This is a genomic window from Hydrogenophaga sp., from assembly GCF_036675665.1.
Classification (GTDB): domain Bacteria; phylum Pseudomonadota; class Gammaproteobacteria; order Burkholderiales; family Burkholderiaceae_C; genus Hydrogenophaga.
In genome coordinates this window covers 93,008-116,198 of the sequence record NZ_JAKFEO010000037.1, presented here as the reverse complement: position 1 = coordinate 116,198, position 23,191 = coordinate 93,008, and the positions used below count along the sequence as shown (strand labels likewise).

The 23,191-nt window shown below is 67.4% G+C and carries 27 protein-coding genes and 1 pseudogene; 16 read left to right on the top strand and 12 right to left on the bottom strand.

Annotated elements, in window-relative coordinates; all coding sequences use genetic code 11:
- Window positions 1–23 precede the first annotated feature (23 nt).
- Window positions 24–188 carry a DUF1328 domain-containing protein gene (locus V6M63_RS15240; RefSeq protein ID WP_332743224.1) on the bottom strand — a complete coding sequence of 55 codons (165 nt, stop codon included), beginning with the start codon at window positions 186–188 and terminating at the stop codon, window positions 24–26.
- Window positions 189–333: 145 nt separating this feature from the next.
- On the bottom strand, window positions 334–2,466 hold the full coding sequence (locus tag V6M63_RS15235) for an AsmA family protein (RefSeq protein WP_332743222.1): 2,133 nt from the start codon (window positions 2,464–2,466) through the stop codon (window positions 334–336).
- Window positions 2,467–2,644: 178 nt separating this feature from the next.
- Here V6M63_RS15235 and V6M63_RS15230 point away from each other — a divergent pair, with 178 nt between their 5' ends.
- The 5 genes from V6M63_RS15230 to V6M63_RS15210 all read left to right on the top strand — a co-directional run bounded on the left by V6M63_RS15230 (window position 2,645) and on the right by V6M63_RS15210 (window position 7,686).
- Window positions 2,645–3,766 (top strand): MlaE family ABC transporter permease, encoded by a 1,122-nt coding sequence (locus V6M63_RS15230; RefSeq protein ID WP_332743220.1) that lies wholly within the window; start codon window positions 2,645–2,647, stop codon window positions 3,764–3,766.
- 4 nt (window positions 3,767–3,770) lie between these two features.
- Window positions 3,771–4,538: an ABC transporter ATP-binding protein gene (locus V6M63_RS15225; RefSeq protein ID WP_332743219.1), complete on the top strand. Its 768-nt coding sequence runs from the start codon at window positions 3,771–3,773 to the stop codon at window positions 4,536–4,538.
- On the top strand, window positions 4,535–5,542 hold the full coding sequence (locus V6M63_RS15220) for an MlaD family protein (protein ID WP_332743218.1): 1,008 nt from the start codon (window positions 4,535–4,537) through the stop codon (window positions 5,540–5,542). The genes V6M63_RS15225 and V6M63_RS15220 overlap by 4 nt, the downstream gene beginning before the upstream one ends.
- Window positions 5,539–6,129 (top strand): PqiC family protein, encoded by a 591-nt coding sequence (locus tag V6M63_RS15215; protein ID WP_332743216.1) that lies wholly within the window; start codon window positions 5,539–5,541, stop codon window positions 6,127–6,129. The genes V6M63_RS15220 and V6M63_RS15215 overlap by 4 nt, the downstream gene beginning before the upstream one ends.
- Before the next feature lie 138 nt (window positions 6,130–6,267).
- Window positions 6,268–7,686 (top strand): phospholipase D-like domain-containing protein, encoded by a 1,419-nt coding sequence (locus V6M63_RS15210; protein WP_332743214.1) that lies wholly within the window; start codon window positions 6,268–6,270, stop codon window positions 7,684–7,686.
- Between the two features lie 16 nt (window positions 7,687–7,702).
- Here V6M63_RS15210 and V6M63_RS15205 read toward each other — a convergent pair whose 3' ends face one another.
- The gene (locus tag V6M63_RS15205) at window positions 7,703–8,335 is read right to left on the bottom strand and encodes a response regulator (protein WP_056265168.1); all 633 of its coding nucleotides are present in this window, start codon (window positions 8,333–8,335) and stop codon (window positions 7,703–7,705) included.
- Between the two features lie 259 nt (window positions 8,336–8,594).
- Here V6M63_RS15205 and V6M63_RS15200 point away from each other — a divergent pair, with 259 nt between their 5' ends.
- The 6 genes from V6M63_RS15200 (at window position 8,595) to V6M63_RS15175 (ending at window position 12,320) form a co-directional block, all read left to right on the top strand.
- Window positions 8,595–8,840 carry a CsbD family protein gene (locus V6M63_RS15200; protein ID WP_332743212.1) on the top strand — a complete coding sequence of 82 codons (246 nt, stop codon included), beginning with the start codon at window positions 8,595–8,597 and terminating at the stop codon, window positions 8,838–8,840.
- Window positions 8,841–8,901: 61 nt separating this feature from the next.
- On the top strand, window positions 8,902–9,345 hold the full coding sequence (locus V6M63_RS15195; protein WP_332743210.1) for a BON domain-containing protein: 444 nt from the start codon (window positions 8,902–8,904) through the stop codon (window positions 9,343–9,345).
- A gap of 36 nt (window positions 9,346–9,381) precedes the next feature.
- Window positions 9,382–9,693 carry a BON domain-containing protein gene (locus V6M63_RS15190; RefSeq protein WP_332743208.1) on the top strand — a complete coding sequence of 104 codons (312 nt, stop codon included), beginning with the start codon at window positions 9,382–9,384 and terminating at the stop codon, window positions 9,691–9,693.
- A 130-nt stretch (window positions 9,694–9,823) separates the two neighbouring features.
- A complete protein-coding gene (locus V6M63_RS15185; protein WP_332743206.1) occupies window positions 9,824–10,228 on the top strand; it encodes a response regulator in 405 nt (134 codons plus the stop codon).
- Window positions 10,229–10,277: 49 nt separating this feature from the next.
- Entirely contained in the window at window positions 10,278–11,651 is a 1,374-nt protein-coding gene (locus V6M63_RS15180; protein ID WP_332743204.1) for a sensor histidine kinase, read from the top strand.
- A gap of 42 nt (window positions 11,652–11,693) precedes the next feature.
- Complete coding sequence (locus tag V6M63_RS15175) at window positions 11,694–12,320, top strand: 3'-5' exonuclease (protein ID WP_332743202.1); 627 nt, start codon at window positions 11,694–11,696, stop codon at window positions 12,318–12,320.
- Here the strand turns inward: V6M63_RS15175 and V6M63_RS15170 are convergent.
- Complete coding sequence (locus V6M63_RS15170; RefSeq protein ID WP_332743200.1) at window positions 12,313–12,810, bottom strand: hypothetical protein; 498 nt, start codon at window positions 12,808–12,810, stop codon at window positions 12,313–12,315. The genes V6M63_RS15175 and V6M63_RS15170 overlap by 8 nt on opposite strands.
- A 155-nt stretch (window positions 12,811–12,965) precedes the next feature.
- Between V6M63_RS15170 and V6M63_RS15165 the strand changes: the two genes are divergently transcribed.
- Both V6M63_RS15165 and V6M63_RS15160 read left to right on the top strand, forming a co-directional pair.
- Window positions 12,966–14,066: a 3-deoxy-7-phosphoheptulonate synthase gene (locus V6M63_RS15165; protein WP_332743198.1), complete on the top strand. Its 1,101-nt coding sequence runs from the start codon at window positions 12,966–12,968 to the stop codon at window positions 14,064–14,066.
- Entirely contained in the window at window positions 14,063–15,091 is a 1,029-nt protein-coding gene (locus V6M63_RS15160) for a patatin-like phospholipase family protein (RefSeq protein ID WP_332743196.1), read from the top strand. Before V6M63_RS15165 ends, V6M63_RS15160 begins: the two co-directional genes overlap by 4 nt.
- 4 nt (window positions 15,092–15,095) lie before the next feature.
- On the opposite strand, the gene infA is transcribed toward V6M63_RS15160, so the two are convergent.
- Together infA and V6M63_RS15150 are read right to left on the bottom strand one after the other, a co-directional pair.
- Entirely contained in the window at window positions 15,096–15,350 is a 255-nt protein-coding gene (gene infA, locus V6M63_RS15155) for a translation initiation factor IF-1 (RefSeq protein ID WP_056265133.1), read from the bottom strand.
- Between the two features lie 28 nt (window positions 15,351–15,378).
- Window positions 15,379–15,648, bottom strand: a complete 270-nt coding sequence (locus V6M63_RS15150; protein WP_332743184.1) for a hypothetical protein — start codon at window positions 15,646–15,648, stop codon at window positions 15,379–15,381.
- 446 nt (window positions 15,649–16,094) lie between these two features.
- Between V6M63_RS15150 and V6M63_RS15145 the strand changes: the two are divergent.
- Window positions 16,095–16,259: pseudogene (locus V6M63_RS15145) on the top strand (DNA topoisomerase IB); the annotation flags it as partial.
- Between the two features lie 110 nt (window positions 16,260–16,369).
- Here V6M63_RS15145 and minE read toward each other — a convergent pair.
- The 6 genes from minE to V6M63_RS15115 all read right to left on the bottom strand — a co-directional run bounded on the left by minE (window position 16,370) and on the right by V6M63_RS15115 (window position 20,011).
- Complete coding sequence (gene minE / locus V6M63_RS15140) at window positions 16,370–16,630, bottom strand: cell division topological specificity factor MinE (RefSeq protein WP_332743182.1); 261 nt, start codon at window positions 16,628–16,630, stop codon at window positions 16,370–16,372.
- A 3-nt stretch (window positions 16,631–16,633) separates the two neighbouring features.
- Entirely contained in the window at window positions 16,634–17,449 is an 816-nt protein-coding gene (minD, locus tag V6M63_RS15135; protein WP_056265118.1) for a septum site-determining protein MinD, read from the bottom strand.
- Window positions 17,450–17,484: 35 nt separating this feature from the next.
- The gene (gene minC, locus V6M63_RS15130; RefSeq protein WP_056265660.1) at window positions 17,485–18,255 is read right to left on the bottom strand and encodes a septum site-determining protein MinC; all 771 of its coding nucleotides are present in this window, start codon (window positions 18,253–18,255) and stop codon (window positions 17,485–17,487) included.
- Between the two features lie 400 nt (window positions 18,256–18,655).
- On the bottom strand, window positions 18,656–19,216 hold the full coding sequence (locus V6M63_RS15125; protein ID WP_332743176.1) for a Spy/CpxP family protein refolding chaperone: 561 nt from the start codon (window positions 19,214–19,216) through the stop codon (window positions 18,656–18,658).
- 65 nt (window positions 19,217–19,281) lie between these two features.
- Window positions 19,282–19,809 (bottom strand): Cu(I)-responsive transcriptional regulator, encoded by a 528-nt coding sequence (gene cueR, locus V6M63_RS15120; RefSeq protein ID WP_332743174.1) that lies wholly within the window; start codon window positions 19,807–19,809, stop codon window positions 19,282–19,284.
- Window positions 19,810–19,813: 4 nt separating this feature from the next.
- The gene (locus V6M63_RS15115) at window positions 19,814–20,011 is read right to left on the bottom strand and encodes a heavy-metal-associated domain-containing protein (RefSeq protein WP_332743172.1); all 198 of its coding nucleotides are present in this window, start codon (window positions 20,009–20,011) and stop codon (window positions 19,814–19,816) included.
- A 114-nt stretch (window positions 20,012–20,125) separates the two neighbouring features.
- Here V6M63_RS15115 and V6M63_RS15110 point away from each other — a divergent pair, with 114 nt between their 5' ends.
- Entirely contained in the window at window positions 20,126–22,483 is a 2,358-nt protein-coding gene (locus V6M63_RS15110) for a heavy metal translocating P-type ATPase (protein ID WP_332743170.1), read from the top strand.
- A 93-nt stretch (window positions 22,484–22,576) separates the two neighbouring features.
- Window positions 22,577–23,170 (top strand): hemerythrin domain-containing protein, encoded by a 594-nt coding sequence (locus V6M63_RS15105; RefSeq protein WP_332743168.1) that lies wholly within the window; start codon window positions 22,577–22,579, stop codon window positions 23,168–23,170.
- Window positions 23,171–23,191: the final 21 nt, after the last annotated feature.

Genomic DNA, 23,191 nt, shown 5'->3' with positions numbered 1-23,191 from the left:
CGCGAAGGCCGGTGGCTGCGGCCTCAGCGGCGACGCACGAGGTCGACCACGATGGTCACGATGGCCATCACGATGAAGATGGCGAAGAGCACCTTGCCGATGCCCGCGGCACCGGCGGCCAAACCCCCGAAGCCCAGCACGGCGGCGATCAGGGCGATGACGAAAAAGACCACGGCGTAATGCAGCATGACGGGCTCCTGGCTGTGCCTGGACGCTGAGCGCCTGGGCGGGTTGGGTCGCAACGACGGCCGTTGCGATGGCTCCAATGTAGGCAGGCCCACCCGGCATTTCTGCAAGCCGACGCCCTGACGGGCTGTAGGAAAAGGCCGACGCTCAGGGCTTGCGCGGGGCGACCGGAGCGGCCGGCTGGGTGGCGGCTTTGGCGGGCGCCGCGGCCACGGTGCAGGGGTCGACCGCGCTGGTCGATCCCTGTTCGATCAGGGGCAGCAAAGCCGCCGCCGGGCCCGCCGCGGCGCCCAGGGCGACGGCGCCGAGCACACGGCCCACCAGGCCACGCGCCTCCACACCGACGCGCGGCTGGCCCAGCGTGCCGGCAACGGTGACCGGCGTGCGCAAGGACAGCGGTGACCAGTCGTGCGAGCGGGTGACAACACGCAGCGCGAGCGACTCGTCGCGCAGGCTGACCTGGCCCGTGATGCGGATGGTGCTGTCGGCGCTGTCGATCACGGCCAGCGTGGGCGTGAGCACGCCGTCGCGTGCCGTCAGGTCGAAGCGCGCGCAGCGCAGGGGCAACGGCTGGTCGCCCCGGATGAGCACGCCCAGCGATTCGGCCACGTCCAGGCCCATGGCCTCGGTGGCCAGGTGCGACAGCGTGCCGTCGCGCAGGGACAGATGCACCGGGCCGTCCAGACTGGCCAGGATTTCGCCGGTGGATCGACCCGCGCCGCGCACGTTGACGCGACCGAACAGCTGCCCCGTGAGGTAGGACTGCACCGCCTGGTCGCCGCCCTGGCGGGCCTGGTTGCGCTCGCGCTTGAGCGTGGCCGCGCCCTTGGTCGCGGGCGGGGAGGCGGACGCATCGCGGGTGCGCATGCCGGGCAGCCAGCCGGCCATGTCGATGCCGTTGAAGTCGAGCTCGGCGGCCCAGGCGGCCGGGCTGGCGTTGGCGTCGAGCTGGGTGGCGCCTTGGATGGATCCCCCGGACACCGCGGCCTGCAACGCGCCCAGGCGCAGCACGCCGCCGTCCAGCTGCAAGCGGGTCTGCAGGGCCTTCATGGGCGCCATCGCGGGCGTGCCGAAGTCCACTTCGTCGATGTTCACCTGCACGTCGGCGTCCATGGCCTTGAGCGAGGGCAGGTCGAAGCGGCGCTGCGGCAACACGCGTCCCGGCGGGGTGGCCGCCGGTTCCGCGGCGCTCGACCCCCGGGCGCCGATCGCCGGACCCAGATCGGCAAACGCCAGCTTGGAGCCGGTGAGCCGGCCGCTGAGCTTGGCCGGTTTCACGCGCCGGTCAAACAGCAGGTCACCCGCGAGCCGGCTGCTGCCGATGGCGGCGCTGGAGGCTTGCAGCCGCCAGGCTCCGCCCTCGTGCGCCAGCGTGCCGCGCAGATCGAAGGGCGGTGTGTGCGGCAGGGTGACGCCCAGCGGCTTGCCCACATCGGCCAGCGAACGCCCCTTGAACTGCAGCTGGCCTTCCAGGCGCGGTGTGCCCAGCAGGGCGGCGGCCTGCCCGTCGAACAGCAGGCGAGACGAGCCCACGCTGCCTTGCACGCGCATGGGCACCCAGGGCGCCGTGGCGGTGGCGTCGGCATCCTGCAGCAAAGGCAAGGTGCTGCCGGCTTCAACCCGCAGCTTCAGCGGCAGGGCGTGGTAGCGGCCATTGAAAGTCGCCACATAACCCGACGCCGCGCCCTGCAGGGCTTCGCCTTCGCGCCCTTGCACCGCCACCTTCAGGTCCACGTCCTGCACCGCGTCGTTCCAGGTGATGCGGCCCTGGTCCGTGACCAGCGAGCCAAAGCGCGGCAGACCGAGCGGCGCATCCGGGTCTTTCGGTGCAGCGGGCGCGCCCAGTTGCCAGTTGGCGACGCCATCCTCCAGGCGCACCAGGTGCGCGTCGAGTTCGCCGGCGCGCAGGGCCTGCACCCGCAGCTGTTCACCCTGGCGCCAGCGCCAGACATCGCCCCAGGTCCACGCCAGCGAGACGCGCCGGGCGTCCAGCAGGTGCGGCACCTTGAAGCGATCGTCGGAGGCGATGCGCAAATGATCGACTTCCAGTCGCGGACGCCACAGCAGGTGCAGCTTCACGGCGCCCTCCAGTTGCACCGGCACCGCCGCACTGCGCGTCATGGCGCGCTCCATCGGTTGGCGCAACACGGGCCAGCCACTGACCTCACCCCACACCACGCCCAGCACCACCAGGCCCAGCAAGCCGCCCACCGCCCACGCCACGCGCGCACGGCGTGTCAGGCGGGTAGAAGCAGGGGGCGCGACGGGGTTTGCATTCATCTCCCATTGGAACCCGTCACGACCGCGGTGTTCCATTTTTGGCGTGGCCATATTTCATGCGAAGTGTGTGACAACGAACGGACCGTGCCGCGTGCATGCGGCTAGGATATGGCGATGAACGAGTTGCTGTCCGCGTGCGCGGCATCCCCACGCTGTCCCTCAGATCGCATCGGATGCCATGGTGCGGCCTGAGCCCACGCACGCCGCCAGCGCGCAGTGGCTGCAGCAGGACAACGTCTGGGTGCTCGGCATCGGCGGCGAATGGCGCGGGTACCAGGGCGCCCTGCCCGACGTGCCCGCCGCGCTCCGTCAGGGCGAGGTTCGCTTCGACACCGCCGCGCTGCGCTCGTGGGACACGGCGCTGGCGGCCACCCTGTGGCAGCGCCTGAACACGCTGGCCCGCCCGCCGGTGGAGCTTGATCTGGGCGGCCTGCCGGCGGGCCTGCGCGAGATCGTTTCGCTGGCGCTGTCCGACGCGCCGCCGGCCGAGGTGCCGCGTGCCGATGTGGGTCGCATCGCGGCGCTGGGCGCGGCCACCCAGGCCTGGTGGGCCGACGGACACCGCTCACTCACCTTCGTTGGCGAGGTGCTGCTGTCGACCGGGCGCCTGCTGCGCGGTCAGAGCGCCATGCGCTGGGGCGATCTGGCGTGGCAGGTCGAACAGACCGGGCCGCGCAGCCTGCCCATCGTGGCGCTGGTGAGTTTTCTGGTGAGCCTGATCGTGGCCTACATGGGTGCGGCGCAGCTGCAGCGCTTCGGTGCGCAAAACTACATTGCCGATCTGGTGACCGTGGGCGTCGTGCGCGAAGTGGCGGCGCTGCTGGTGGGCATCGTGCTCGCGGGCCGCGTGGGCGCGGCCTTCGCGGCGCAGATCGGCAGCATGCGGGCCAACGAAGAAGTGGACGCACTGGCCACGATGGGGGTGGACCCGGTCGATTTCCTGGTGTTGCCGCGCGTGCTGGCGCTGCTGTGTGTGGGACCGCTGCTCACGGCGTTCGCCGCCCTGGTGGGCATGGCCGTGGGCTGGCTGGTGGCCGTGGGCATCTATGGCGTGACCTCGCTGGAATACGTGTACGCCAGCGTGCAGGCCCTGACCTTGCCGCATGTGCTGGTGGGTTTGCTCAAGGGCACCGTGTACGCCGTGCTGGTGGCCCTGGCCGGCTGCCGGCAGGGCATGTCGGCGGGGCGCAGCGCGCAGGCCGTGGGCGACGCCACCACCGCCGCCGTGGTGCAGGCCATCGTGTGGATCGTGGTGGCGGCCTCGGTGCTCACCGTGGTCTTTCAACGGCTGGATTGGTGACGCGATGGACGCTCCCTTGATCCGCGTGCAGGACCTGACCATGGCCTTCGGCGAGGTGATCGTGCAGCGCGACCTCACGTTCGACATCCTGCCCGGCGAAGTGCTGGCGATCGCGGGCGGCAGCGGCTGTGGCAAGAGCACCTTGCTGCGCCACCTCATCGGCCTGCACAAGCCCGCCGCCGGCCAGGTGCTGCACGGCACGCAAGACCTCTACACCGCCGACGCCAGCACCCTGGGCGCGCTGCGGCAAGGCTTTGGCGTGGCGTTTCAGGCCGGTGCGCTGTGGAGCAGCATGACGGTGGGCGAGAACGTGATGCTGCCGCTGCAACTGTTCACGCCCATGAGCGCGCAGGCCTGCGAACAGGCCGCGCGCTTCAAGCTCGCGCTGGTGGGGCTGGGCGAGAGCTTCGAAGCCGAGCCCGCGCGCCTGAGCGGCGGCATGCGCAAGCGCGCGGCCATCGCCCGCGCGCTGGCACTGGACCCGCCGCTGCTGTTTCTGGACGAGCCGTCGGCCGGCCTCGACCCCCTGACCTCGGCCCACCTCGATGAACTCATCCGCCACCTCCGCGACGACCTGGGCACCGCCGTGGTGATGGTCAGCCACGAGCTGGGCAGCATCTTCGCGCTGGCCAACCGCGTGCTGTTCCTCGACGCACAGAGCAAGACCATGACCGCGCTCGGTCCACCCGAGGAGCTGTTGCACCACGGCCCGCCCGGCGTGCAGGCCTTTCTGCGCCGCGGCGCGGTGCCACAAGAGGCGCAGCCGGCATGAAGCGCCAGCTCAGCCCCACCTTGATCGGCACCTTCGTGGTGGCCGGTCTGTCGCTGATCGCGGCCACCATCATCGCGCTGGCGGGCAACGACCTGTTCACCCGCAAGGAGAAAGCCGTCATGTTTTTCAGTGGCTCGGTCTACGGACTGCAGGTGGGGGCGCCGGTGGTGTTTCGCGGCGTGCGCGTGGGCAGCGTGGAGTCGATCGCAGTCTTCTATGACCGCAGGTCCGACGACTTCTCCATCCCGGTGATGGTGACGCTCGATGGCGATGCCGTCAGCGGGCTCGATGGCCGCCGGTCCGAGGGCGTGGAGCTGGCGCTGCCCGCCCTGGTGGAGCGCGGGCTCAGTGCCCAGCTCTCCATGCAGAGCCTGCTGACCGGCCAGCTGTACGTGGACCTGGACCTGCGCCCCGAGCGCCCGGGCAAGCTGCGCGGAACCTACCGCGCCATCACCGAGATTCCCACCACCGCCACGGCCATCCAGGCGCTGAAGAACCAGCTCGAAGGCATGGATTTCCGCAAGATCGCCGAAGACGTCTCGGCCATCGCGGCATCTGCCCGCGCCCTGGTCTCGGGTCCGGAGCTCAAGCAGGCGCTGGCCGACCTGGCCGAGATCACGGCCACCATCAACCGCGTCTCCACGCGGCTGGACAAACGCATCGACCCGCTGGCCAACGAACTGCAGCGCTCGCTCTCTGCAACGCGCACCGCGATGGACGACCTGAGCCGCGCGGCAGGTTCGGTCAACGACACCTCCAATCGGGTGTCGTCCGTGTTGGCACCGGACGCGCCGCTGGTGCAGAACCTGCAGCGCGCGGCCGACGAGGTGGCCCGCAGCGCCGCTTCGCTGCGTGAGGCCACCGCGAACGACTCCAGCCTGCGGCTGGGCGCCGACCGCGCACTGGAAGACCTTTCGCGCGCCGCACGCGCCATGCGCGATCTGGCCGAGACGCTGGAGCAACAACCCGACGCCGTGCTGCGCGGCCGCAAGGGAACACCATGAAGCGCCGCGACACGCTGATCCTCGTGGGCCTGGTGCCCGTGCTGCTGGCGGGTTGCGTGTCGACGCCGGCGCCCATGCATTGGTACGAACTCAAGAGCGCGCCGCCCGAAGCCCCGTCCGCAGTCCGTGCTGGCGACGGGACGGTGTGGGAACTGTCGGGGCGCATGCGACTGCCCGGCCCGCTGGAGCGGGACACGCTGGTGGTCGCCAGCGGTGCGGCGGGTGTGCTGCCCCTGGAGGGTCATCGCTGGGTCGAACCGCTTCGCGACAGCATTCCCGTGCGGCTCGCGGCCGACCTCGCGCTGCTGCGCGGCGAAGGTCTGGTGTGGTTGTCGCCCGCGCCCGCGGGCGTGAGCGTGGCGCGCCGCCTGCGGGTGGAGATCGACACGCTGGTGGCCGACGAGGCGCGCCAGGCGCTGCGCCTGCGGGCACATTGGTGGTTCGCCGACGCCACCCCCACCGCACCCCCCACCATGGAGATGGCGGACATCCGGATCGAACTGCCCGACCGCTCGGTTGACGCGCTGGCCGCGGCCCACCGCCTGGCCATCTGGCGCCTGGCCCAGCGCATCGCCGCCGTTCCGTGAACCATGAACGCGCGGGGCATCGCTGTCAGAGGTCTCCGACAGTCGCGCAGAGTCCCCGCCGACACACCCCGGTGATCGCTGCGAGCACACTCGCCTGTATACCCACGCATCGGGGTTTCCCCATCACCGGTTGACGCCATGAACTCACCACGTTCCTCGAACACCACCGGGCTGCGCCGGCTGTGCGGCCTTGCGCTTTCGGGGTTGCTGCTGGTGGCGGCGGGATGCTCCAGCCTGCCGCCGAAAACAAGGGACATGCCGGCCGCGCAAGCGGGCAAGGTCAACGTCAGCGGCGCCGCCGGGCAGGTGTCGGCTGCGGCCGAGCGCAAGGCGCTGCAGGGCCTGGCCAACGAGGGCAAGAAGGATCTGCTGATCCACCACCTGAAAACACTCACCGCCACCGGCGACGCCGACCTGTACCGCGGCAACCGCACGCGCCTGCTGATCGACGGACCGGCCACCTTCGGCGCCATGAAGGCGGCCATCGCGCAGGCGCGGGGCCGTGTGCTGCTGCAGAGCTACATCGTCGAAGACCAGGGTGTGGCGGCCGATGTGGCCGATCTCCTCATTGCGCGCGCAGCGCAGGGCGTGACGGTGGCCATGATTTACGACGCGGTGGGCTCGATCGCCACCCCCGACGCATTCTTCAAGCGCCTGGTCGACGGTGGTGTCTCGGTCTGTGCCTTCAATCCGATCAACCCGACCAAGCGCCCGGGCTACTGGGGCCTGACCCACCGCGACCACCGCAAGCTGCTGGTGGTGGACGAGGAGGTGGCCTTCACCGGTGGCATCAACATCAGCCGCGTCTACGGTTCCAGCTCGTTCGGCCGCAGCGGCAAGCCCCGGGCCGGCGCCGCGCTCGACGACGGCTGGCGCGACACGCAGATCGAGCTGCGCGGCCCGGTGGTGCCGGCGCTGGCCCGGGTGTTCGAGGCCGCCTGGCAGGAACAGGGGTGCAAGGGTTCGCTCGGCCAGAATGTCGCGAACAAGGCCGCGGGCGAGCCCGGTCAGCGTGTGGTGAAGGTGATTGCCAGCGATCCGCGCGACAAGGAAAACCGCATCTACAGCGCCCTGCTCGCCGCGGTGGACGCCGCCCAGGTCGACGTGCGTTTCACGATGGCGTATTTCGCGCCCGGCGCCGATTTCGTCAACGCCCTGCGCAACGCCGCCACACGCGGTGTGGTGGTGGAACTGGTGTTGCCCGGGCGCAGCGACTCGTCGCTGGCGCTTCACGCCGGTCGCTCGTACTACGACGAGCTGCTGGCGTCCGGTGTGCGCATCTACGAAATGGAGCACGCCCTGATGCACGCCAAGACGGCGGTGATCGATGGCGTGTTCTCCACCGTGGGTTCGAGCAATCTGGACTGGCTGAGCTTCGTGGCCAACAGCGAGCTCAACGTCATCGTGCTGGGCGACGACTTTGGCGCCGAGATGAACGCGCTGTTCGAACGCGACCGGGCAGCCTCCAGGGCCATCACGCTGGAGGCCTGGCGTCGGCGCGGCCTGAGCGACCGAGCGATGGAAACGCTGGGCCGGCTGATGGAGCGCTTCCTCTGAGGCGCTCAGGCCCCGGTCACTGGATCAGGCCGTTCTTGAGCGCGTAGTAGGTGAGGTCGCTGTTGCTGGTGAGCTTGAGCTTCTCCAGCACGCGCGAGCGGTAGGTGCTCACGGTCTTGACACTCAGGAACATCTGTTCGGCCATGTGACCGATGGTCTCGCCCTGGGCCAGCCGCAGGAAGACCTGCAGCTCACGCTCCGAGAGCAGTTCGTGCGGCGCCTGTTCGGTCGCGCCGGCCGCGCCATCGGCCAGCAACTCGGCCACCGCCGGGCTCACATAGCGCCGGCCGCGCGCCACGGTGCGGATGGCATTGACGATGTCTTCGGGCGCGCAATCCTTGTTGAGGTAACCACTGGCGCCATAGCGCAGCAGGGTGGTGGCGTACTGCGCTTCGGGGAAACCGCTGAGGATGAGCACCGCCAGGTCGGGGAAGCGCGCCTTGATCGCCTGCAGCGCATCGACGCCGCCCTGCTCGGGCATGGAGATGTCCATCAGCAGCACATCCACCTCACCGCCGCGCGCCAGTTCCAGCGCTTCGCGCCCGTTGTTGGCTTCGCCGGTGACGCGCAGGTCCACATGCTCGGCAAGAAACTGCCGCAGGCCGGTGCGCACGATGGCGTGGTCGTCGACGATGCCGATTCTGATCATGGGTATCTCGGTGGGTTGAGCCCGTGGGCAGATGCGGAAATCTAACAGCCCCCCGTCCGGGGCGACGTCAGACAACGCCTACACACAGCCGTCCGGGCGTGGGGCGTTGTCCTACATGGCAACGGCGCGCAGCCCGACACACCGGTCGCATCCCCCCACCTACAGTGAAAACACGGCTTGACGCTGACCTCAGCACCGAGTCGGGGGCGGTACGACACCGACCCAGACCGCAGCAACCTCATCTCAACAGGAGAAACACATGAATTGGGACCGAATCGAAGGCAACTGGAAACAACTCAAAGGCCGCGTGACCGAGCAGTGGGGCAAGCTCACTGACGACGACTTCGACGTTGTGGATGGCCGCCGCGAACAGCTCGCCGGCAAGATCCAGGAGCGCTATGGCGTGGCCAAGGACGAAGCCGAACGCCAGGTGGCCGCTTGGGAACGCCAGGCTGGCGACGACTGGTTTGACACCCCCAGAAAGCGACCGACCGACAGGGTCTGAGCCCACCCGCTCACTCCCTGCCATTCGCCGGATGCGTCCGGCCCCTCTGAAAGGAATCGACATGAAGACCACACACCGCTATTCCGCCTTGTTCGCCGCCGCGGCGGCCACCGTGCTCATTGCAGCCTGTGGCGAGAGGGTTGACGACCCCACCGTTGGTCAGAGGATCGACAACTCCGCGGCCACGGTTCAGTCCGCCGGCACCGAATTGAAGAACGACGCCAAGGAGGCCGCACGCGACGCGCAGGTTGCCGGTTCGAAAGCCACCGACACCGTGGCCGGCAACGCCGCCGACATGGCGATCACCACGAAGGTGAACGCCGCCCTGGCCGCCGACGACAAGCTCAGTGCGTTGAAGATCGACGTCGACACCGAAGCCGGCAACGTCGCCCTGATCGGCACCGCTCCCGACGAAGCCTCCCGCCAGCGCGCCACCACCCTGGCCGCGGCCGTTGACGGTGTGATCACCGTGGACAACCGCCTGGTCATCGAGAAGAACAGCTGAGCGTCACAACACCAACCGTTCGAACCGGAGGACACCATGAAACTCACACACGCCGTGCTGGCCGCGGCAGCCGCCCTCACCCTCGTTCAACTCACCGGCTGCGCGGTCGCCCGCGATCAGCAGACCGTGGGCTCCTACATCGACGATGCCGCCATCACCACCCGCGTGAAGGCCCGCATGGCCGAGGACAAGACGGTCAGCGCCATGTCCATCAATGTGGAAACGCTCAAGGGCACGGTGCAGCTCTCGGGCTTCGCGAAGTCGGGCGAAGAACGCTCGGCTGCCGAGCGGCTGGCCCGGTCCACCCCGGGTGTGCAAGCGGTGCGCAACGACATCGTGGTGCGCTGAACAGCACCCCCGCCTCGAGCGGTGTAGGACGCCGCCTACAGACGCCAGGGGCATATTCAACGACGCTCGACGGGGCGCACGACGCAGCGATGCATCGGCGCCCCGGCTTCGTTTTCACACCACACACACCATGGCAGCGCTGAAGACCTTCATCGTCGAAGACAACAAAGTCATCTTCGAGAACCTGGTGTCCACGCTGCAGGAGCTCACCGCCGTCGAGGTGGTCGGGCATGCGGTCGACGAGCACAGCGCCGTGCGCTGGTTGCACAGCGAGGGCGCCTCGCTGGATCTGCTGATCGTCGATATATTCCTGATGTCCGGCTCGGGTCTGGGTGTGCTCAAGGCGGCGCAAGATGCGCACCTGCCGTCCAGGACCGTGGTGCTGACCAACTACGCCACCGCCGACATCCGCAAGCGCTGCGCCGTGCTGGGGGCCGACCGGGTGTTCGACAAGTCGTGTGAACTTGACGACCTGATTGCCTACTGCACCCGGGTGTCGGACGGCTTGGCCACACGGCCGGGCGAGCTGCGTTAGCAACTGACAACAACATGGCTTGCGCCACGCGCAGCCACCGGGAGCCTGGATGATCAAGTCGTCGATCGAGCGCGTGGCGCGCACGCGGTACGTGATGCCGGTGGTGCTGGCCCTGGCGGTGGTCGCCGTCGTGGTCATCGAAGGCGCCTACCAGCACTCACGCTCCACGCTGGCGCAAGGCGTCGCGCTGACCGATGCGCGTCTTCAGGCCGGGCGCGTCCTGCAAAACCTCACCGATGCTGAACTGGCGGCCCGCGCCTTCCTCATCAACGGTCAGGCGGCCGACCGTGCGGCGTATCGCGAATCCATCACCGCCCTGGCCGAAGCGCAACGCGGCGCTTTCCAGCTGATCGCCGACCTGGACCCCCAGCGCACCGTGTCGGTGGAGGCCGTGCGCATGCGCATCCAGGCGCGCGTGAGCGCCATGGAGGAATGGATGGACACGACCGAGCGAGGCCGGCGCACCCAGGCCCGCCTGATGGCCAGCAGCGACCGCGGCCGCACCAGCTACGCCGAGCTGCGCAACGAATTCGATCTGGTGCTGGGGCGGGCGTCCGCGTTGCAAGACAGCGCGCGCGGGTCGCTTCTGGACGCCATCATGATCAACCGGGTGGCGCTGCACCTGCTGGTGCTGATCTCGGTCCTGGGTCTGGTGCTGTTCACTCGGCAGCTGCGCTACAGCGACGAGCAGAAGGCGCGCGAGAGCCAATACCTTGCGTCGCAGGTGGCCCTGCGCACCGCCGAGTTGCGCGAACTGGCCGGCCACCTGGTCAACACACGCGAAGACGAGCGCGGCCGGCTGGCGCGCGAACTGCACGACGAACTCGGTGGTCTGTTCACCGCCATGAAGCTCGAGCTCGCGCGTCTGCGGCGCGTGACCGACATGCCCACCTCCGCCCTGGAGCGCATGAGCGGCATCGAGGAACGCCTGAACGAAGGCATTGCCGTGAAGCGCCGCATCATCGAAAACCTGCGGCCTTCATCGCTCGACCAGCTCGGCCTGGCCTCGGCCCTGGAAGTGCTGTGCCAGGAAGCGGCCAGCAGCCTGGGCATTCCCGTCAGCGCCCAGCTGGAGACCGTGAGCCTGGACAAGGAGTGCGAGCTCACCGTCTTCCGCCTGGTGCAGGAGTCCCTCACCAACATCAGCAAATACGCACGAGCCCGGCAGGTGATGGTGCAGATGGAGGCCAAGGGCGACTGGGTGCGGGTGAGTGTGAAGGACGACGGCTGCGGCTTTCAGACCCAGAACGTGCCCGCCAGCCACCACGGCCTGATCGGCATGCGGGTGCGTGTGGAATCCCACAACGGCCACCTGAGCATCACCAGCAGCCCCGGGCAGGGCACGCACATCGTCGCGGAGCTGCCTTGCAGGGCGCAAACCACGGCGGACCCATGCGAGCCGCAGGAGCCGGTGCTGCGCTAAGCTCGTTGCCTCCCCTGATGCACCCGTTCAGCCCCGTCTTCCATGTCCTCTCCGATCGCCGTCATCGATTTCGAAACCACCGGCATCTCGCCCGCCATGGGCGACCGGGCCACAGAGGTGGCCATCGTCATCACCGAACAGGGCCGGGTGGTGGACCGGTTTCAGAGCCTCATGAACGCGGGCGTCCGCATCCCGGCGTTCATCACGCAACTCACCGGCATCACCAACGAGATGGTGGCCAGCGCGCCACCGGCGGCCACCGTGATGCGCGACGCGGCGCGGTTCGTGGGTCAGGTGCCCATGGTCGCCCACAACGCGTCGTTTGACCGCCGCTACTGGCAGGCCGAGCTGGCGCTGGTCGGTGAGCCCGCATCGCACGCCTTTGCCTGCACCGTGCTGCTCTCGCGCCGGCTCTACCCGCACGCGCCCAACCACAAGCTGGGTTCGCTGGTGGATTTCTTCCGCTTGCCGCGAACGGGTCAGGCCCACCGCGCCATGGCCGATGCCGAAATGGCGGCCGAACTGCTGGCGCGCATCCAGCACGACCTGCGCACGCAGCACGGCGTGGGTTGGCCGGATCACGGTTTCCTGATGGGGTTGCAGCGCTGCGCACGCAACCAGCTGCCGCGCTTCTTCAGCGCACAGCGATCGCCTGTGGCGCTCAGTTGACGCGCACTTTGAACTGCACGATCACGGCACCATCCACGTTCTTGATCGACGGGATCAGGCCGACGTTGATGCCGAAGCGCCGCCCCTCGTAGCTGGCCATGGGCAGGGCCGCAAAGAAGTTGCCGCCGCGGTTCATGGAGGGGTAGCCATCCATCAAACCGACCGCCGCACCGATCTTGAACGGCCCCAGGGTCCATGGTTGCCAGTTCACCGCGGCGTAGGTGGTGTTCTTGTGCACGCTGTTGTAGTAGCTGCCGGCCATGAACGAGACCTCGGGGCTGGTGCGGTACTCCAGACCCAGACCGAGGTTGTTTTCGTTGTAGCCGTTTTGCCGCTTGAAATGCCGCGAGAAGCCGCCCACGTTGAGCCAGAGTTGCGAGCTGGACTCAGGCTCCAGATCCAGCGTGCTGGCCGTCGACTCGGCAAAGGCCGCGGGTGCGGCGAAGCCGAGCACAGCACACAGGGCGCAGGCGATGGGCGTTTTGGTCATGGCGATCTTTCCGTCATTGCGCTGACAACAGCGTGTGTTAGGTGTTTCGGTGCTCGCCGGGTGCTTCTTGAATCCGGCAAGCCGCAAAATGGGTGCTCATTGCCACGCAATTGCGGCCTTTGCCGCTCTTCCTCTTCTCCCGCCCTCCTGTCCCCATGAAAACCCACGTCACACCGCCCACCACGCTGGACACCACCCGCATCGACGACCTGCGCATCGGTGCGGTTCGCCCGCTGATCACGCCCGCCCTGCTGCAGGAATGGCAGCCCGCCTTGGATGCCGCCCAGGCCCTGGTGCAGCACAGCCGGGAAACCATCTCCCGCGTGCTGCACGGGCAGGACGACCGCCTGGTGGTCGTGGTCGGCCCGTGCTCCATCCACGACCACGCACAGGCCATCGACTACGCCCGCCTGCTCAAGGAACAGGCCGACGCACTGCAGGAGGACCTGATGGTGGTGATGCGCGTGTACTTTGAGAAGCCGCGCACCACCGTAGGCTGGAAGGGCTATATCAACGACCCGCACCTGGATGGCAGCTTCGCGATCAACGAAGGTCTGGAGATGGCGCGCGCGCTGTTGCTCGACGTGTTGGCGCTCGGCCTGCCGGTGGGCACCGAGTTTCTCGATCTGCTGAGCCCGCAGTTCATCAGCGATCTGGTGAGCTGGGGCGCGATCGGCGCGCGCACCACCGAGAGCCAGAGCCACCGCCAGCTGGCCAGCGGCCTCTCTTGCCCGGTGGGCTTCAAGAACGGCACCGACGGCGGGGTGAAGGTCGCGTCCGACGCGATCCAGGCGGCGGGCGCCTCACACGCCTTCATGGGCATGACCAAGATGGGGCAGGCCGCGGTCTTCGAGACGCGCGGCAACGACGACTGCCACGTGATCCTGCGCGGCGGCGCGCAGCCCAACTACAGCGCGGGCGACGTCAGCGCGGCCTGTGCGCTGCTGAAAAAGGCGGGCCTGCGCGAGCAGGTCATGGTGGACGTGTCACACGCCAACAGCAGCAAGCAGCACCGAAAACAGATCGAGGTGGCGGCCGACGTGGCCGCGCAGGTGGCAGCGGGCGACAGCCGCATCATGGGCGTGATGATCGAGAGTCACCTGCACGAGGGCCGGCAGGACATCGTGCCTGGCCAGCCGCTGACCACCGGCGTGAGCGTGACCGATGCCTGCATCTCCTTCGAGCAGACGGTTCCCGTGCTGCAAAGCCTCGCGGCCGCGGTGCGCGCGCGGCGTTTGCGCAGCCCGACCACATGAACCTGCCCTGGCGCGGCCCGCCGGCCATCAACCTCGCACTGCAAGGCGGTGGCGCGCACGGTGCCTTCACCTGGGGCGTGCTCGATGCCCTGCTGGAAGACGGTCGCCTGCGCTTCGATGGCGTGAGCGGCACCAGCGCGGGCGCCATGAATGCCGTGATGCTGGCGCAGGGCCTGATGGCGGGAGGCCGGAAGGGTGCGCGCGCCGCCTTGCGCGAGTTCTGGCGCGCCGTGGCAGCCAGCATGCCGTTCGAAGTGGCGCTGCCCACCGCCGACGGCAAGGACATGCGGTTGGCTCCGGGGATGCAGCTGATGCTGCAGTGGACGCACTACTTCTCACCCGAACAGCTCAACCCGTTCGACCTCAACCCGCTGCGCGACATCCTGTCGGCCCAGGTTGATTTTGAGCGCCTGCGCGCGCAGAGCCCGGTCAAGCTGTTCGTGGCCGCGACCAACGTCAACACCGGCAAGCTGCGGCTGTTCCGCGCGCCCGAGCTCACGCCCGACGCGGTGCTGGCTTCGGCCTGTCTGCCCACCATGCACCGCAGCGTGGTGATCGATGGCGAGGCCTATTGGGATGGGGGTTATGCGGCGAATCCGGCGGTGTTTCCGCTGTTCCACGAGTGCAGCGCGCGCGACATCATGCTGGTGATGCTGGCGCCCCTGAAGCACAGCGCCACGCCGCAGTCGGCGGTGGACATCAAGAGCCGGATGATGGAGCTGGCGTTCAACGCCACGTTTCTGCGTGAGATGCGCATGTTTGCCCACCTGCGCGAGCGCGCGGCGCGCAGCGCGTGGTGGCAGCGCGGCGAGCTCGACCGGCGCCTGGCCGGCACGCACTTCCACGTGATCGAGGCGAGCGAAGTGCTGGGCGCACTGAGTGCCGAGAGCAAGGCCGCGGCGAACATGCGCTTCTTCGAGATGCTGTTCACGCTGGGCCGCGAGCACGGCAACGCATGGCTGTCGGCGCACCACGCCGACGTGGGCCAACGCAGCAGCGTCGACCTCGAAGCCTTGTTCTATTGAAGACTCAACGCGGCTTGCGCGGCACCATCGGGCCGCGGCCTTCGATGTGGCGGAAGTTGATGCGGCCCTTGGTCAGGTCGTAGGGCGAGAGTTCGAGCGAGACACGGTCACCCGCGAGGATGCGGATGTGGTTCTTCTTCATCTTGCCGGCGGAATAGGCAATCAGCTGGTGACCGTTGTCCAGCGTCACACGGAAGCGCGTGTCGGGCAGCACCTCGTTGACGATGCCCATCATGTCGATCAGTTCTTCTTTGGCCATGGTGTTTCCTTTGCTTGAAGTGTATCGGTCAGTTCGGGCGGGCCGCCAGCCGGGTGGTGTCGTGCACCCAGTCGATGCCCTGCGCCAGGCCGTAGTCGGCCGCGGCGGCGTGTGTGGGGAAGGCACTGTCAAAACGCATCACGCGGGCGGTGCAGGCGCTGCCAAATCCACTGGCGATGGACACCTGCGCAGCGAACTGGCCGCCCGGCAAGGGGCGAGGCGATGCCGCAATGCGGTATTTGCCCAAGGTGAGGGGAGAAGGATTCGTGGTTGGAATCGTGGAAATCGTGTGAATCATCAAAAACATCGGTGGGCCGGGGCGCGCGGCGTTCGCCGCAGCGTCGGAAAGACCCGAATCAAATATCAAAAACCATTGGCAGCCCCAGCGCCGGGGTGTCTCACCGCTTGATCCGGCCATTGGTTGTTGCGCACAGCAAACGACCAAGACCAGCGCACGAACCACGGCAGGGGTTCAGGCAAAGCAGGGAGGGAAAGGCCACGGTGCTGTGAGAAAGCGGGGTGGCGCACCTTGGAGGGGCTGGACCAGCAGCCCCTCTGCCGGGGGCGGTGCGCTTGGGCTGAGGGCCCGGGCGCGGCTGGTCGCTCAAGGCGACCGCGCATGATAGCACGGAACACCGAAACGCGATGGATCGGCCTCCTTCAACAGACGCCGGCACACCGATTGCTCCTCGCGCGCAGAGCAACATCTGAAACACGCCCTTGAAGAATTCCGATCTCCGCTACGTGCAGTACATCGATGAGGCCGGCCGGAGCCGGCCGGTGAGTTCCCATCACGTGAACGCCTACCTGCGCGCAGTCAGCGGTGCGGATTTCACCGCCAAGGATTTCCGCACCTGGCATGCCAGCGTGCACGCGCTCGAGGTGGTGCGCCAGATTGCGCAACAGATCGGCAACACCGAGGCCGTGTGCCGCAAGTTCTACATCCACCCCGCTGTGCAGCGCTGCTTCGAAGAGGGGTGGGCCGCGCCAGGCGGCGGCCCGCTGAGACACCGTCGTCTTTATTTCCGGTCGGGCAGTTCGATCTTGACCTCGAGCACGTCCAGGTTGTCCTGGCGGTCGAGCTGGACCTTGATGTCGTCCGGATTGATCCTGATGTATTTGCTGATCACGGCGACCAGCTCACGCTGCAGCGCAGGCAAATAGTCGGGCTCGGAGGCGCTGCGGCCATTGCGCTCGTGCGCCAGGATGATCTGCAGCCGCTCCTTGGCCACGCTGGCGGTTTTTTTCTTCTCGCCGAGCAGAAAGGAAAAGATCGACATGCGTCATTTCCCCCCGAACAGGCGTTTGAAGAAGCCGGCGTTTTTGGCCTCGATGAAGCGCAGCGGCTTGTCGGCGCCCAGGAAACGGTCGATCACGTCGCTGTAGGCCTCGGCCACGTCGGTGCCCTTGAGGTGGATGGCCGGTGTGCCCTGGTTGGACGCGGTCAGCACGTTTTCGCTCTCCGGAATCACGCCGATGAGCTTGATGCGCAGGATGTCCTGGATGTCTTCGAGCGACAGCATCTGGCCGTCGGCCACGCGCGTGGGGTTGTAACGCGTGATCAACAGGTGTTCCTTGATGGGGTCCTTGCCGTCGATGGCGCGCTGGGTCTTGCTGCCCAGCATGCCCAGGATGCGGTCGGAGTCGCGCACGCTGGAGACCTCGGGGTTGGTCACGATCAGCGCTTCGTCGGCGTAGTGCATGGCCATGAGCGCACCGGTCTCGATGCCGGCGGGCGAGTCGCACACGATGTACTCGAAACCCATGGCGGCGAGGTCGGTCAGCACCTTGTGCACGCCTTCCTGGCTCAGCGCGTCCTTGTCGCGCGTCTGGCTGGCGGCCAGCACGAACAGGTTGTCGCACTGCTTGTCCTTGATCAGCGCCTGGTTCAGGTTGGCTTCGCCCTGGATCACATTGATCAGGTCGTACACCACGCGCCGCTCGCAACCCATGATCAGGTCCAGGTTGCGCAGGCCGACGTCGAAATCGATGACGGCGGTCTTGTGGCCCCGCAAGGCCAGGCCCGATGCGAAGCTGGCGCTGGTGGTGGTCTTGCCCACACCGCCCTTGCCGGAGGTGACGACAACGATTTTGGTCATGGTGAAGGTCCTTCTGTTCTGAAAATGGGGGCGGATCAGGCGCCGATGGCGTCGATCACCAGCTTGTCGCCGTCGGGGCCAGGCACCAGGCGCACCTGCGCCGGCTTGCCCAGGATCGACTCGGGCAGGGCGACTTCGCTGGTGCGGTAGATGCCGGCGATCGAGATCAGCTCGGGCGCCATGCTGAGCGCGAAGATGCGTGCGTCGGCGTTGCCGCGGGCACCGGCAATGGCCTTGCCGCGCAGCGGTGCGTACACGTGGATGTGACCGTCGGCAATGACCTCGGCACCCGGGTTGACCATGGCCATGACGACCAGATCACGCCCACGCGCATAGACCTGCTGACCGGAGCGCAGTGGCTTGTCGATGACGAGGGCGCCCGGTGCTGGCGCGGGTGCCGATGGCGCCACGGGTTCCGGGGTGGTGGTGATCTCGGTGGGCACCACGGCAGGAGCGGCACGCTGCACCGATGCGTCAGGCGCATTCGTGAGGCCGGCGGCCAGCGCCAGTCGGGTCTGTTCGATGGTGCCGCCTCGCACGGCCAGCGGCACCAACCGGTACTGGCGCAAGAGGGTTTGCAAGGCGCCGAAATCGGGCAGGGCGTTGGCCTCGGCCACATTGAGCGGGTGCAGGTCGATGACCAGTGGGTCGTTGTCGAAAAAATCGGGCATGTCGCCGAACCGCTGGGTCAACTCCTGGGCCAGACGGTCCAGATCGGACGACTTGAGCATGAGCGCCACCAGGGGCAGGTGCGCGCTCTTGATTTCGAAGGTGGTGGGCGCGCTTCCCGCGAGGGCAACAGACATGGGCGAAACAGGCTCACAAAAAAACTGCCGACGCTGGCGATGCACGGCATCGGGTCGGTCATGAAGCGGCGCAGTTTAACAGCCGGGAACGTCACGGCCGGCAAGCGGTTGTGCCCAGCTGTCAGGGCATGTTTCCGTGCCCGACATGACAACTCTGTGTATATCTTTTGAACAAACCCTCACTTATCCACAGGCTCAGTGGATTTTGGGCAGTTATCCTTTTTTCGGCCGATCGGGTCCAGGGGGCTTCACACAGCGTTTGAACGGGTGCAAGTCCTTGATCGGACAAGAGAAAGGGCGCTTGTCCACAGCGGACAGCGCCCTCTACTACTACTGCTATCTTGTATTAAAGGAATCTATAAGAACAAGACGCAGAGAAGGCCATCGGCTTGGGAGCCGATCAGATCGTGCCGCCCATGCGGTGGTGGCCACCGCCGTGGTGATGGTGTTTGCCGTGGCCTTTCATGCCGGCGCGTTGAAAACCCTGCATCTGTTTTGCATCGAACACCTTCTGCTGTTCGGCGCTGAGAACCGCATAGAAGCTCTTGATGGCGTCATGGCGCTTGTCCATGCGGGCGTCGCGTTCGGCTTTCATGGCCGCCATCTTGTCCAGGCGCTGGGGCGTGGTCAGCTTGGACCAGTCTTCGCGGGGGCCCTGGCGGGCTGGGCGAGCGTCTGGCTGGGTGCGTGCCACGAAGGCATTCCAGGCGGGTTCCTGTTCGGCGGTGATCTTCAGTTCGGCTTTCAGGGCCGCCTGGCGCTCGGCCATGTGTTTCTGCATCCTGGCCATGCGCTCGGCTCGTTTGGCGTCGCGCTGGTCGTCCTTGGTGGCTTCCTGGGCCTGCGTGGTGGCCGGTGCCGTGGGGGTTGCCGTGCCTTGGGCGATGGCGGTGGCCGAGAGGCCGGCAAAAGCCGCTGCCAGGGCGGCGGCCATCAGGGCGCGTTTGGGAATCGATGTCATGTTCACTCCTTGTGACCGTTGAGGAAGATTCACCACAGCTTGGGTCGGTGGGCTGTGGAATGGCTTCAGTGTGGTCGGGGGCTGTTTCTGCGCGGTGGGGCCGATGTGGCTGGTCTGTAAAGTTTTGTGCCGGTTTTCGACACGGCGGCTGGGTGGGCGAGGTCGTCCAGGATCGGGCAGTCCGGCCGGCCATCGCCCGGGCACAGGTGCATCAGTTCGCCCAGCGTGCGCTGCATGGCTTGCAAGGCCTCGATGCGCTGGGCGAGTTCGTCCAGGTGTTTCTGGGTGATGCGCTTGACGGTGGCGCTGCTGCGCTTGCGGTTGTGCCAGAGGCTCACCAGCTCGGCGATGGCGTCCAGGCCAAAACCCATGTCGCGTGCGCGGCGGATGAAGCGCAGCGAATGCACGTCGGCCAGGCTGTACTGGCGGTAGTTGCTGTCGGTGCGCACCACATCGCCCAGCAGACCGAGGGTTTCGTAGTGGCGCAGCATCTTGGGCGAGATGCCGCTGAGTTCGGCGGCCTTGCCGATGTTCACCGGCCAGGCGGTGAGCCGGTCGATGTCGGTGTCGCTGCTGGGGTTGTTGTGGGCCATGGCGTCAGGCAGCGACCTGGTAGCCCTCTTCGCGAATGGCCGCGGCCAATGTGTCGCGAGGCTGTGTGCTGTTCACTTCGACGCGGTTCTGGACCCGGTCGATGGTGACCTGGGCCTGCGGGTCGACCAGCTTGATGGCGGTGGTCACGGCTTTTTCGCAATGGCCGCAGGTCATGCCCTGCACGGTGAAGACTTCGTTCATGGAAACTCCTTGTGGGATGAATGAAAAGAAACCATTGTCATCCTTGACACGGTGTGAAGGTCAAGGATGTTTGGCGCTTGACCTTCCCATGGTGGTAAAGCCTATGCTGTGCTCATGAACACGATCACCACAGCCACTGTTTCCCTTCCGCCTGCCCAGATCGACCTGGGCATTGGCGGCATGACCTGCGCTTCCTGCGTGTCGCGGGTCGAGAAGGCCTTGAAAAAACAAACCGGTGTGTCGGAAGCCACGGTGAACCTGGCGACCGAATCGGCGCGGGTGCTGATCGCCGGGGGCGACACGCCCGAGGCGCTGGCGCGCATCAAGCGTGCGGTGCGCGACGCCGGGTACGAGCCGCGTTCGATGGAGGCCATGGATGTCTCTGCCGACAAACGCTGGATGGGCGTGCCGGTCGACTTTTTGCCGGTGCTCATCGGCATCGTGCTGTCGGCACCGCTGGTGTTGCCCATGGTGGGCGATCTGTTCGGCAAGCACTGGATGTTGTCGGCCTGGATGCAGTTCGTGCTGGCCACACCGGTGCAATTCATTCTGGGTGCGCGCTTCTACCGCGCTGGATGGCATGCGCTCAAGGCCTTCACCGGCAACATGGAGCTGCTCGTGTCCATCGGCACCACGGCGGCCTGGGCCTTGTCCACCTGGTTGTGGTGGCGCTCCGAGCCGGGCGAGATGCTGCACTTGTATTTCGAAGCCTCGGCGGTGGTGATCACGCTGGTGCTGCTGGGCAAGTGGCTGGAAGCGCGTGCCAAGCGCCAGACCACCACCGCCATCCGCGCGCTGCATGCCTTGCGACCCGAGCGCGCCCACCTGCTGCCCGACGGCATCCGCCGCACCGAGATCACCGAGGTGGCGGTGGACGAGCTGTTGCCGGGTGATGTGGTTCGTGTGTTGCCGGGCGAGCGCTTCGCGGCCGACGGCACGGTGGTGCAAGGCAGCACGCAGGCCGACGAATCCATGCTCACGGGTGAGGCCATGCCGGTGCCCAAGGCCGTGGGTGACGGCGTGACCGGCGGTTCGCTCAACGGCGACGGCGCGGTCGAAGTGTCGGTGCGCGCGATCGGTGCGCAAAGCGTGCTGGCGCAGATCATTGCGCTGGTGCAGGACGCGCAGGCCGGCAAGGCGCCGGTGCAGCGCATGGTCGACCAGGTGGCGGCCGTGTTCGTGCCGGTGGTGCTGGTGATCGCGCTCGTCACGATGCTGGGCTGGCTGTGGACCGGCGCGGCGATGGAAGTGGCCCTGATCCACGCGGTGGCGGTGCTGGTTATCGCCTGCCCGTGTGCGTTGGGTCTGGCCACGCCGGCGGCCATCATGGCGGGCACGGGCGTGGCCGCGCAGCACGGCATTTTGATCAAGGACGCGCAGGCGCTGGAGATCGCGCACAAGGTGGACACGGTGGCGTTCGACAAGACCGGCACGCTGACCGAAGGCCACCCGCGGCTGCTGGTGATCGAAGCCGCGGCTGGTGTGGACGAACTGGCGGTGCTGCAGGCTGCTGCGGCCCTGCAGGCGCAGAGCGCGCACCCGCTGGCGCGTGCGGTGGTCGAGGCGGCCACGGCGCGTTCGCTGGTGGTGCTGCCCGATGCGGCCAGTGATGTGCAGGCGGTGTCGGGTCGGGGCAGCCAGGGCACGGTTCAAGGGACGTTGTTGTCGCTGGGCAGCCTGCGCTGGATGGACGAACTCGGTGTGAATCTGGGACCACTGTCCGAACGTGCGCAGGCCTTGCAACAACAGGGATCGACTGTCTCGGTGCTCGTCAGCCAGACCGCTGGTGCGCCCGACTGGTCGCCGTTGGCTTTGCTGGCATTTGGTGACGAGCCCAAGGCCGGCGCCGCTGCTGCCATCGCTGAATTGCGCGCGGCCGGCATGCGGCTGTTCATGGTGTCCGGCGACAACCGGGGCGCCGCGATGGCCATGGCGGCGCGCCTGGGTTTGCGTGCAAACGAGGGTGAAGTGATTGCCGAGGTGTTGCCGGGCGACAAGGCGGCGGTGGTGCGGCGTTTGAAGGAAGGTGGCGTTTTTCCGCCGGGCCGCCCCAAGGAAATACAGCCCCCTCGGGGGGCAGCGACCCGCGAAGCGGTGGAGCGTGGGGGCCACGTGGTCGCCATGGTCGGGGATGGCGTGAACGATGCGCCTGCGCTCGCGGCGGCCGATGTCGGCATGGCCATGAGCCACAGCCAGGGCGGCAGCTCGGACGTGGCCATGCACGCGGCCGGCATCACGCTGATGCGGGGCGATCCCTTGATGGTGGCGGCCGCGCTCGACATCTCGCGCCGCACGGTGAGCAAGATCCGGCAGAACCTGTTCTGGGCCTTCGCCTACAACGTGGCGGGCATTCCGCTGGCGGCCCTCGGCTTCCTGAGCCCGGTGGTGGCGGGCGCGGCCATGGCGCTGAGTTCGGTGAGCGTGGTGAGCAACGCCTTGCTGCTCAAGCGCTGGAAACCCCCACAGCGCTGAACGCGCGCGGCCGCTTGTTGATGCAGGTCAATGCCCCTGTCGCGGTCTTGCGCGAAGCTTGAGCGACCCGAACGAGGCCCGAGGAGACACCCCATGCACCACTCAGCCCTGCGCGTGATCCGCGACGAACACGCCAGCCTGGCCGCCATGTTGCAGTCGATGCTGCAGATGATCAAACGCGGGCCGGACGCCGACGGCAAACACGCGCCCGAGCAGTATTTCGACGTGCTGCGCGCCATGCTGTTCTACATCGACGAGTTTCCCGAGAAGCTGCACCACCCCAAGGAATCGGACCTGCTGTTTCCGCGCCTGGCGCGCGTGGCTCCACACGTGATGGCGACCATCGAGCGGCTGGAGAGCGACCACATGACCGGTGAGGTGCGGGTGCGTGAGCTCATGCACCTCCTGATGGCCTGGGAATACCTGGGCGAGACACGGCGCGCGACGTTCGAAGCGGAGGCCGCGCGCTACGTGCAGTTCTACCTGGATCACATGCGGCTGGAGGAAACGGTGTTGTTGCCCGAGGCCGAGAAGAGCCTGACGGATGCCGACTGGCATGCGCTCAACGTGGCCTTTGCCACCCACCGCGATCCCCTCAACGAGAAGGGCGCGCGCGACCCGCAGTTCGACCGGCTGTTCACGCGGATCGTGATGCGGGCGCCGGCTCCCGTGGGTCTTGGGGAGTAAGGAGGACCCCCCGCGTCGCCT

Coding starts and splice junctions, on each gene's coding strand:
- V6M63_RS15160 (WP_332743196.1), top strand. CDS start 14,063: ATGAACCTGCCCTGGCGCGGCCCGCCGGCCATCAACCTCGCACTGCAA.
- V6M63_RS15215 (WP_332743216.1), top strand. CDS start 5,539: ATGAAGCGCCGCGACACGCTGATCCTCGTGGGCCTGGTGCCCGTGCTG.
- V6M63_RS15125 (WP_332743176.1), bottom strand. CDS start 19,216: ATGACATCGATTCCCAAACGCGCCCTGATGGCCGCCGCCCTGGCAGCG.
- V6M63_RS15235 (WP_332743222.1), bottom strand. CDS start 2,466: ATGAATGCAAACCCCGTCGCGCCCCCTGCTTCTACCCGCCTGACACGC.
- cueR (WP_332743174.1), bottom strand. CDS start 19,809: ATGGCCCACAACAACCCCAGCAGCGACACCGACATCGACCGGCTCACC.
- V6M63_RS15165 (WP_332743198.1), top strand. CDS start 12,966: ATGAAAACCCACGTCACACCGCCCACCACGCTGGACACCACCCGCATC.
- V6M63_RS15180 (WP_332743204.1), top strand. CDS start 10,278: ATGATCAAGTCGTCGATCGAGCGCGTGGCGCGCACGCGGTACGTGATG.
- infA (WP_056265133.1), bottom strand. CDS start 15,350: ATGGCCAAAGAAGAACTGATCGACATGATGGGCATCGTCAACGAGGTG.
- V6M63_RS15185 (WP_332743206.1), top strand. CDS start 9,824: ATGGCAGCGCTGAAGACCTTCATCGTCGAAGACAACAAAGTCATCTTC.
- V6M63_RS15205 (WP_056265168.1), bottom strand. CDS start 8,335: ATGATCAGAATCGGCATCGTCGACGACCACGCCATCGTGCGCACCGGC.
- V6M63_RS15195 (WP_332743210.1), top strand. CDS start 8,902: ATGAAGACCACACACCGCTATTCCGCCTTGTTCGCCGCCGCGGCGGCC.
- minE (WP_332743182.1), bottom strand. CDS start 16,630: ATGTCGATCTTTTCCTTTCTGCTCGGCGAGAAGAAAAAAACCGCCAGC.
- V6M63_RS15230 (WP_332743220.1), top strand. CDS start 2,645: ATGGTGCGGCCTGAGCCCACGCACGCCGCCAGCGCGCAGTGGCTGCAG.
- V6M63_RS15190 (WP_332743208.1), top strand. CDS start 9,382: ATGAAACTCACACACGCCGTGCTGGCCGCGGCAGCCGCCCTCACCCTC.
- minC (WP_056265660.1), bottom strand. CDS start 18,255: ATGTCTGTTGCCCTCGCGGGAAGCGCGCCCACCACCTTCGAAATCAAG.
- V6M63_RS15220 (WP_332743218.1), top strand. CDS start 4,535: ATGAAGCGCCAGCTCAGCCCCACCTTGATCGGCACCTTCGTGGTGGCC.
- V6M63_RS15200 (WP_332743212.1), top strand. CDS start 8,595: ATGAATTGGGACCGAATCGAAGGCAACTGGAAACAACTCAAAGGCCGC.
- V6M63_RS15210 (WP_332743214.1), top strand. CDS start 6,268: ATGAACTCACCACGTTCCTCGAACACCACCGGGCTGCGCCGGCTGTGC.
- V6M63_RS15240 (WP_332743224.1), bottom strand. CDS start 188: ATGCTGCATTACGCCGTGGTCTTTTTCGTCATCGCCCTGATCGCCGCC.
- V6M63_RS15170 (WP_332743200.1), bottom strand. CDS start 12,810: ATGACCAAAACGCCCATCGCCTGCGCCCTGTGTGCTGTGCTCGGCTTC.
- V6M63_RS15110 (WP_332743170.1), top strand. CDS start 20,126: ATGAACACGATCACCACAGCCACTGTTTCCCTTCCGCCTGCCCAGATC.
- V6M63_RS15115 (WP_332743172.1), bottom strand. CDS start 20,011: ATGAACGAAGTCTTCACCGTGCAGGGCATGACCTGCGGCCATTGCGAA.
- V6M63_RS15150 (WP_332743184.1), bottom strand. CDS start 15,648: ATGATTCACACGATTTCCACGATTCCAACCACGAATCCTTCTCCCCTC.
- V6M63_RS15105 (WP_332743168.1), top strand. CDS start 22,577: ATGCACCACTCAGCCCTGCGCGTGATCCGCGACGAACACGCCAGCCTG.
- minD (WP_056265118.1), bottom strand. CDS start 17,449: ATGACCAAAATCGTTGTCGTCACCTCCGGCAAGGGCGGTGTGGGCAAG.
- V6M63_RS15225 (WP_332743219.1), top strand. CDS start 3,771: ATGGACGCTCCCTTGATCCGCGTGCAGGACCTGACCATGGCCTTCGGC.
- V6M63_RS15175 (WP_332743202.1), top strand. CDS start 11,694: ATGTCCTCTCCGATCGCCGTCATCGATTTCGAAACCACCGGCATCTCG.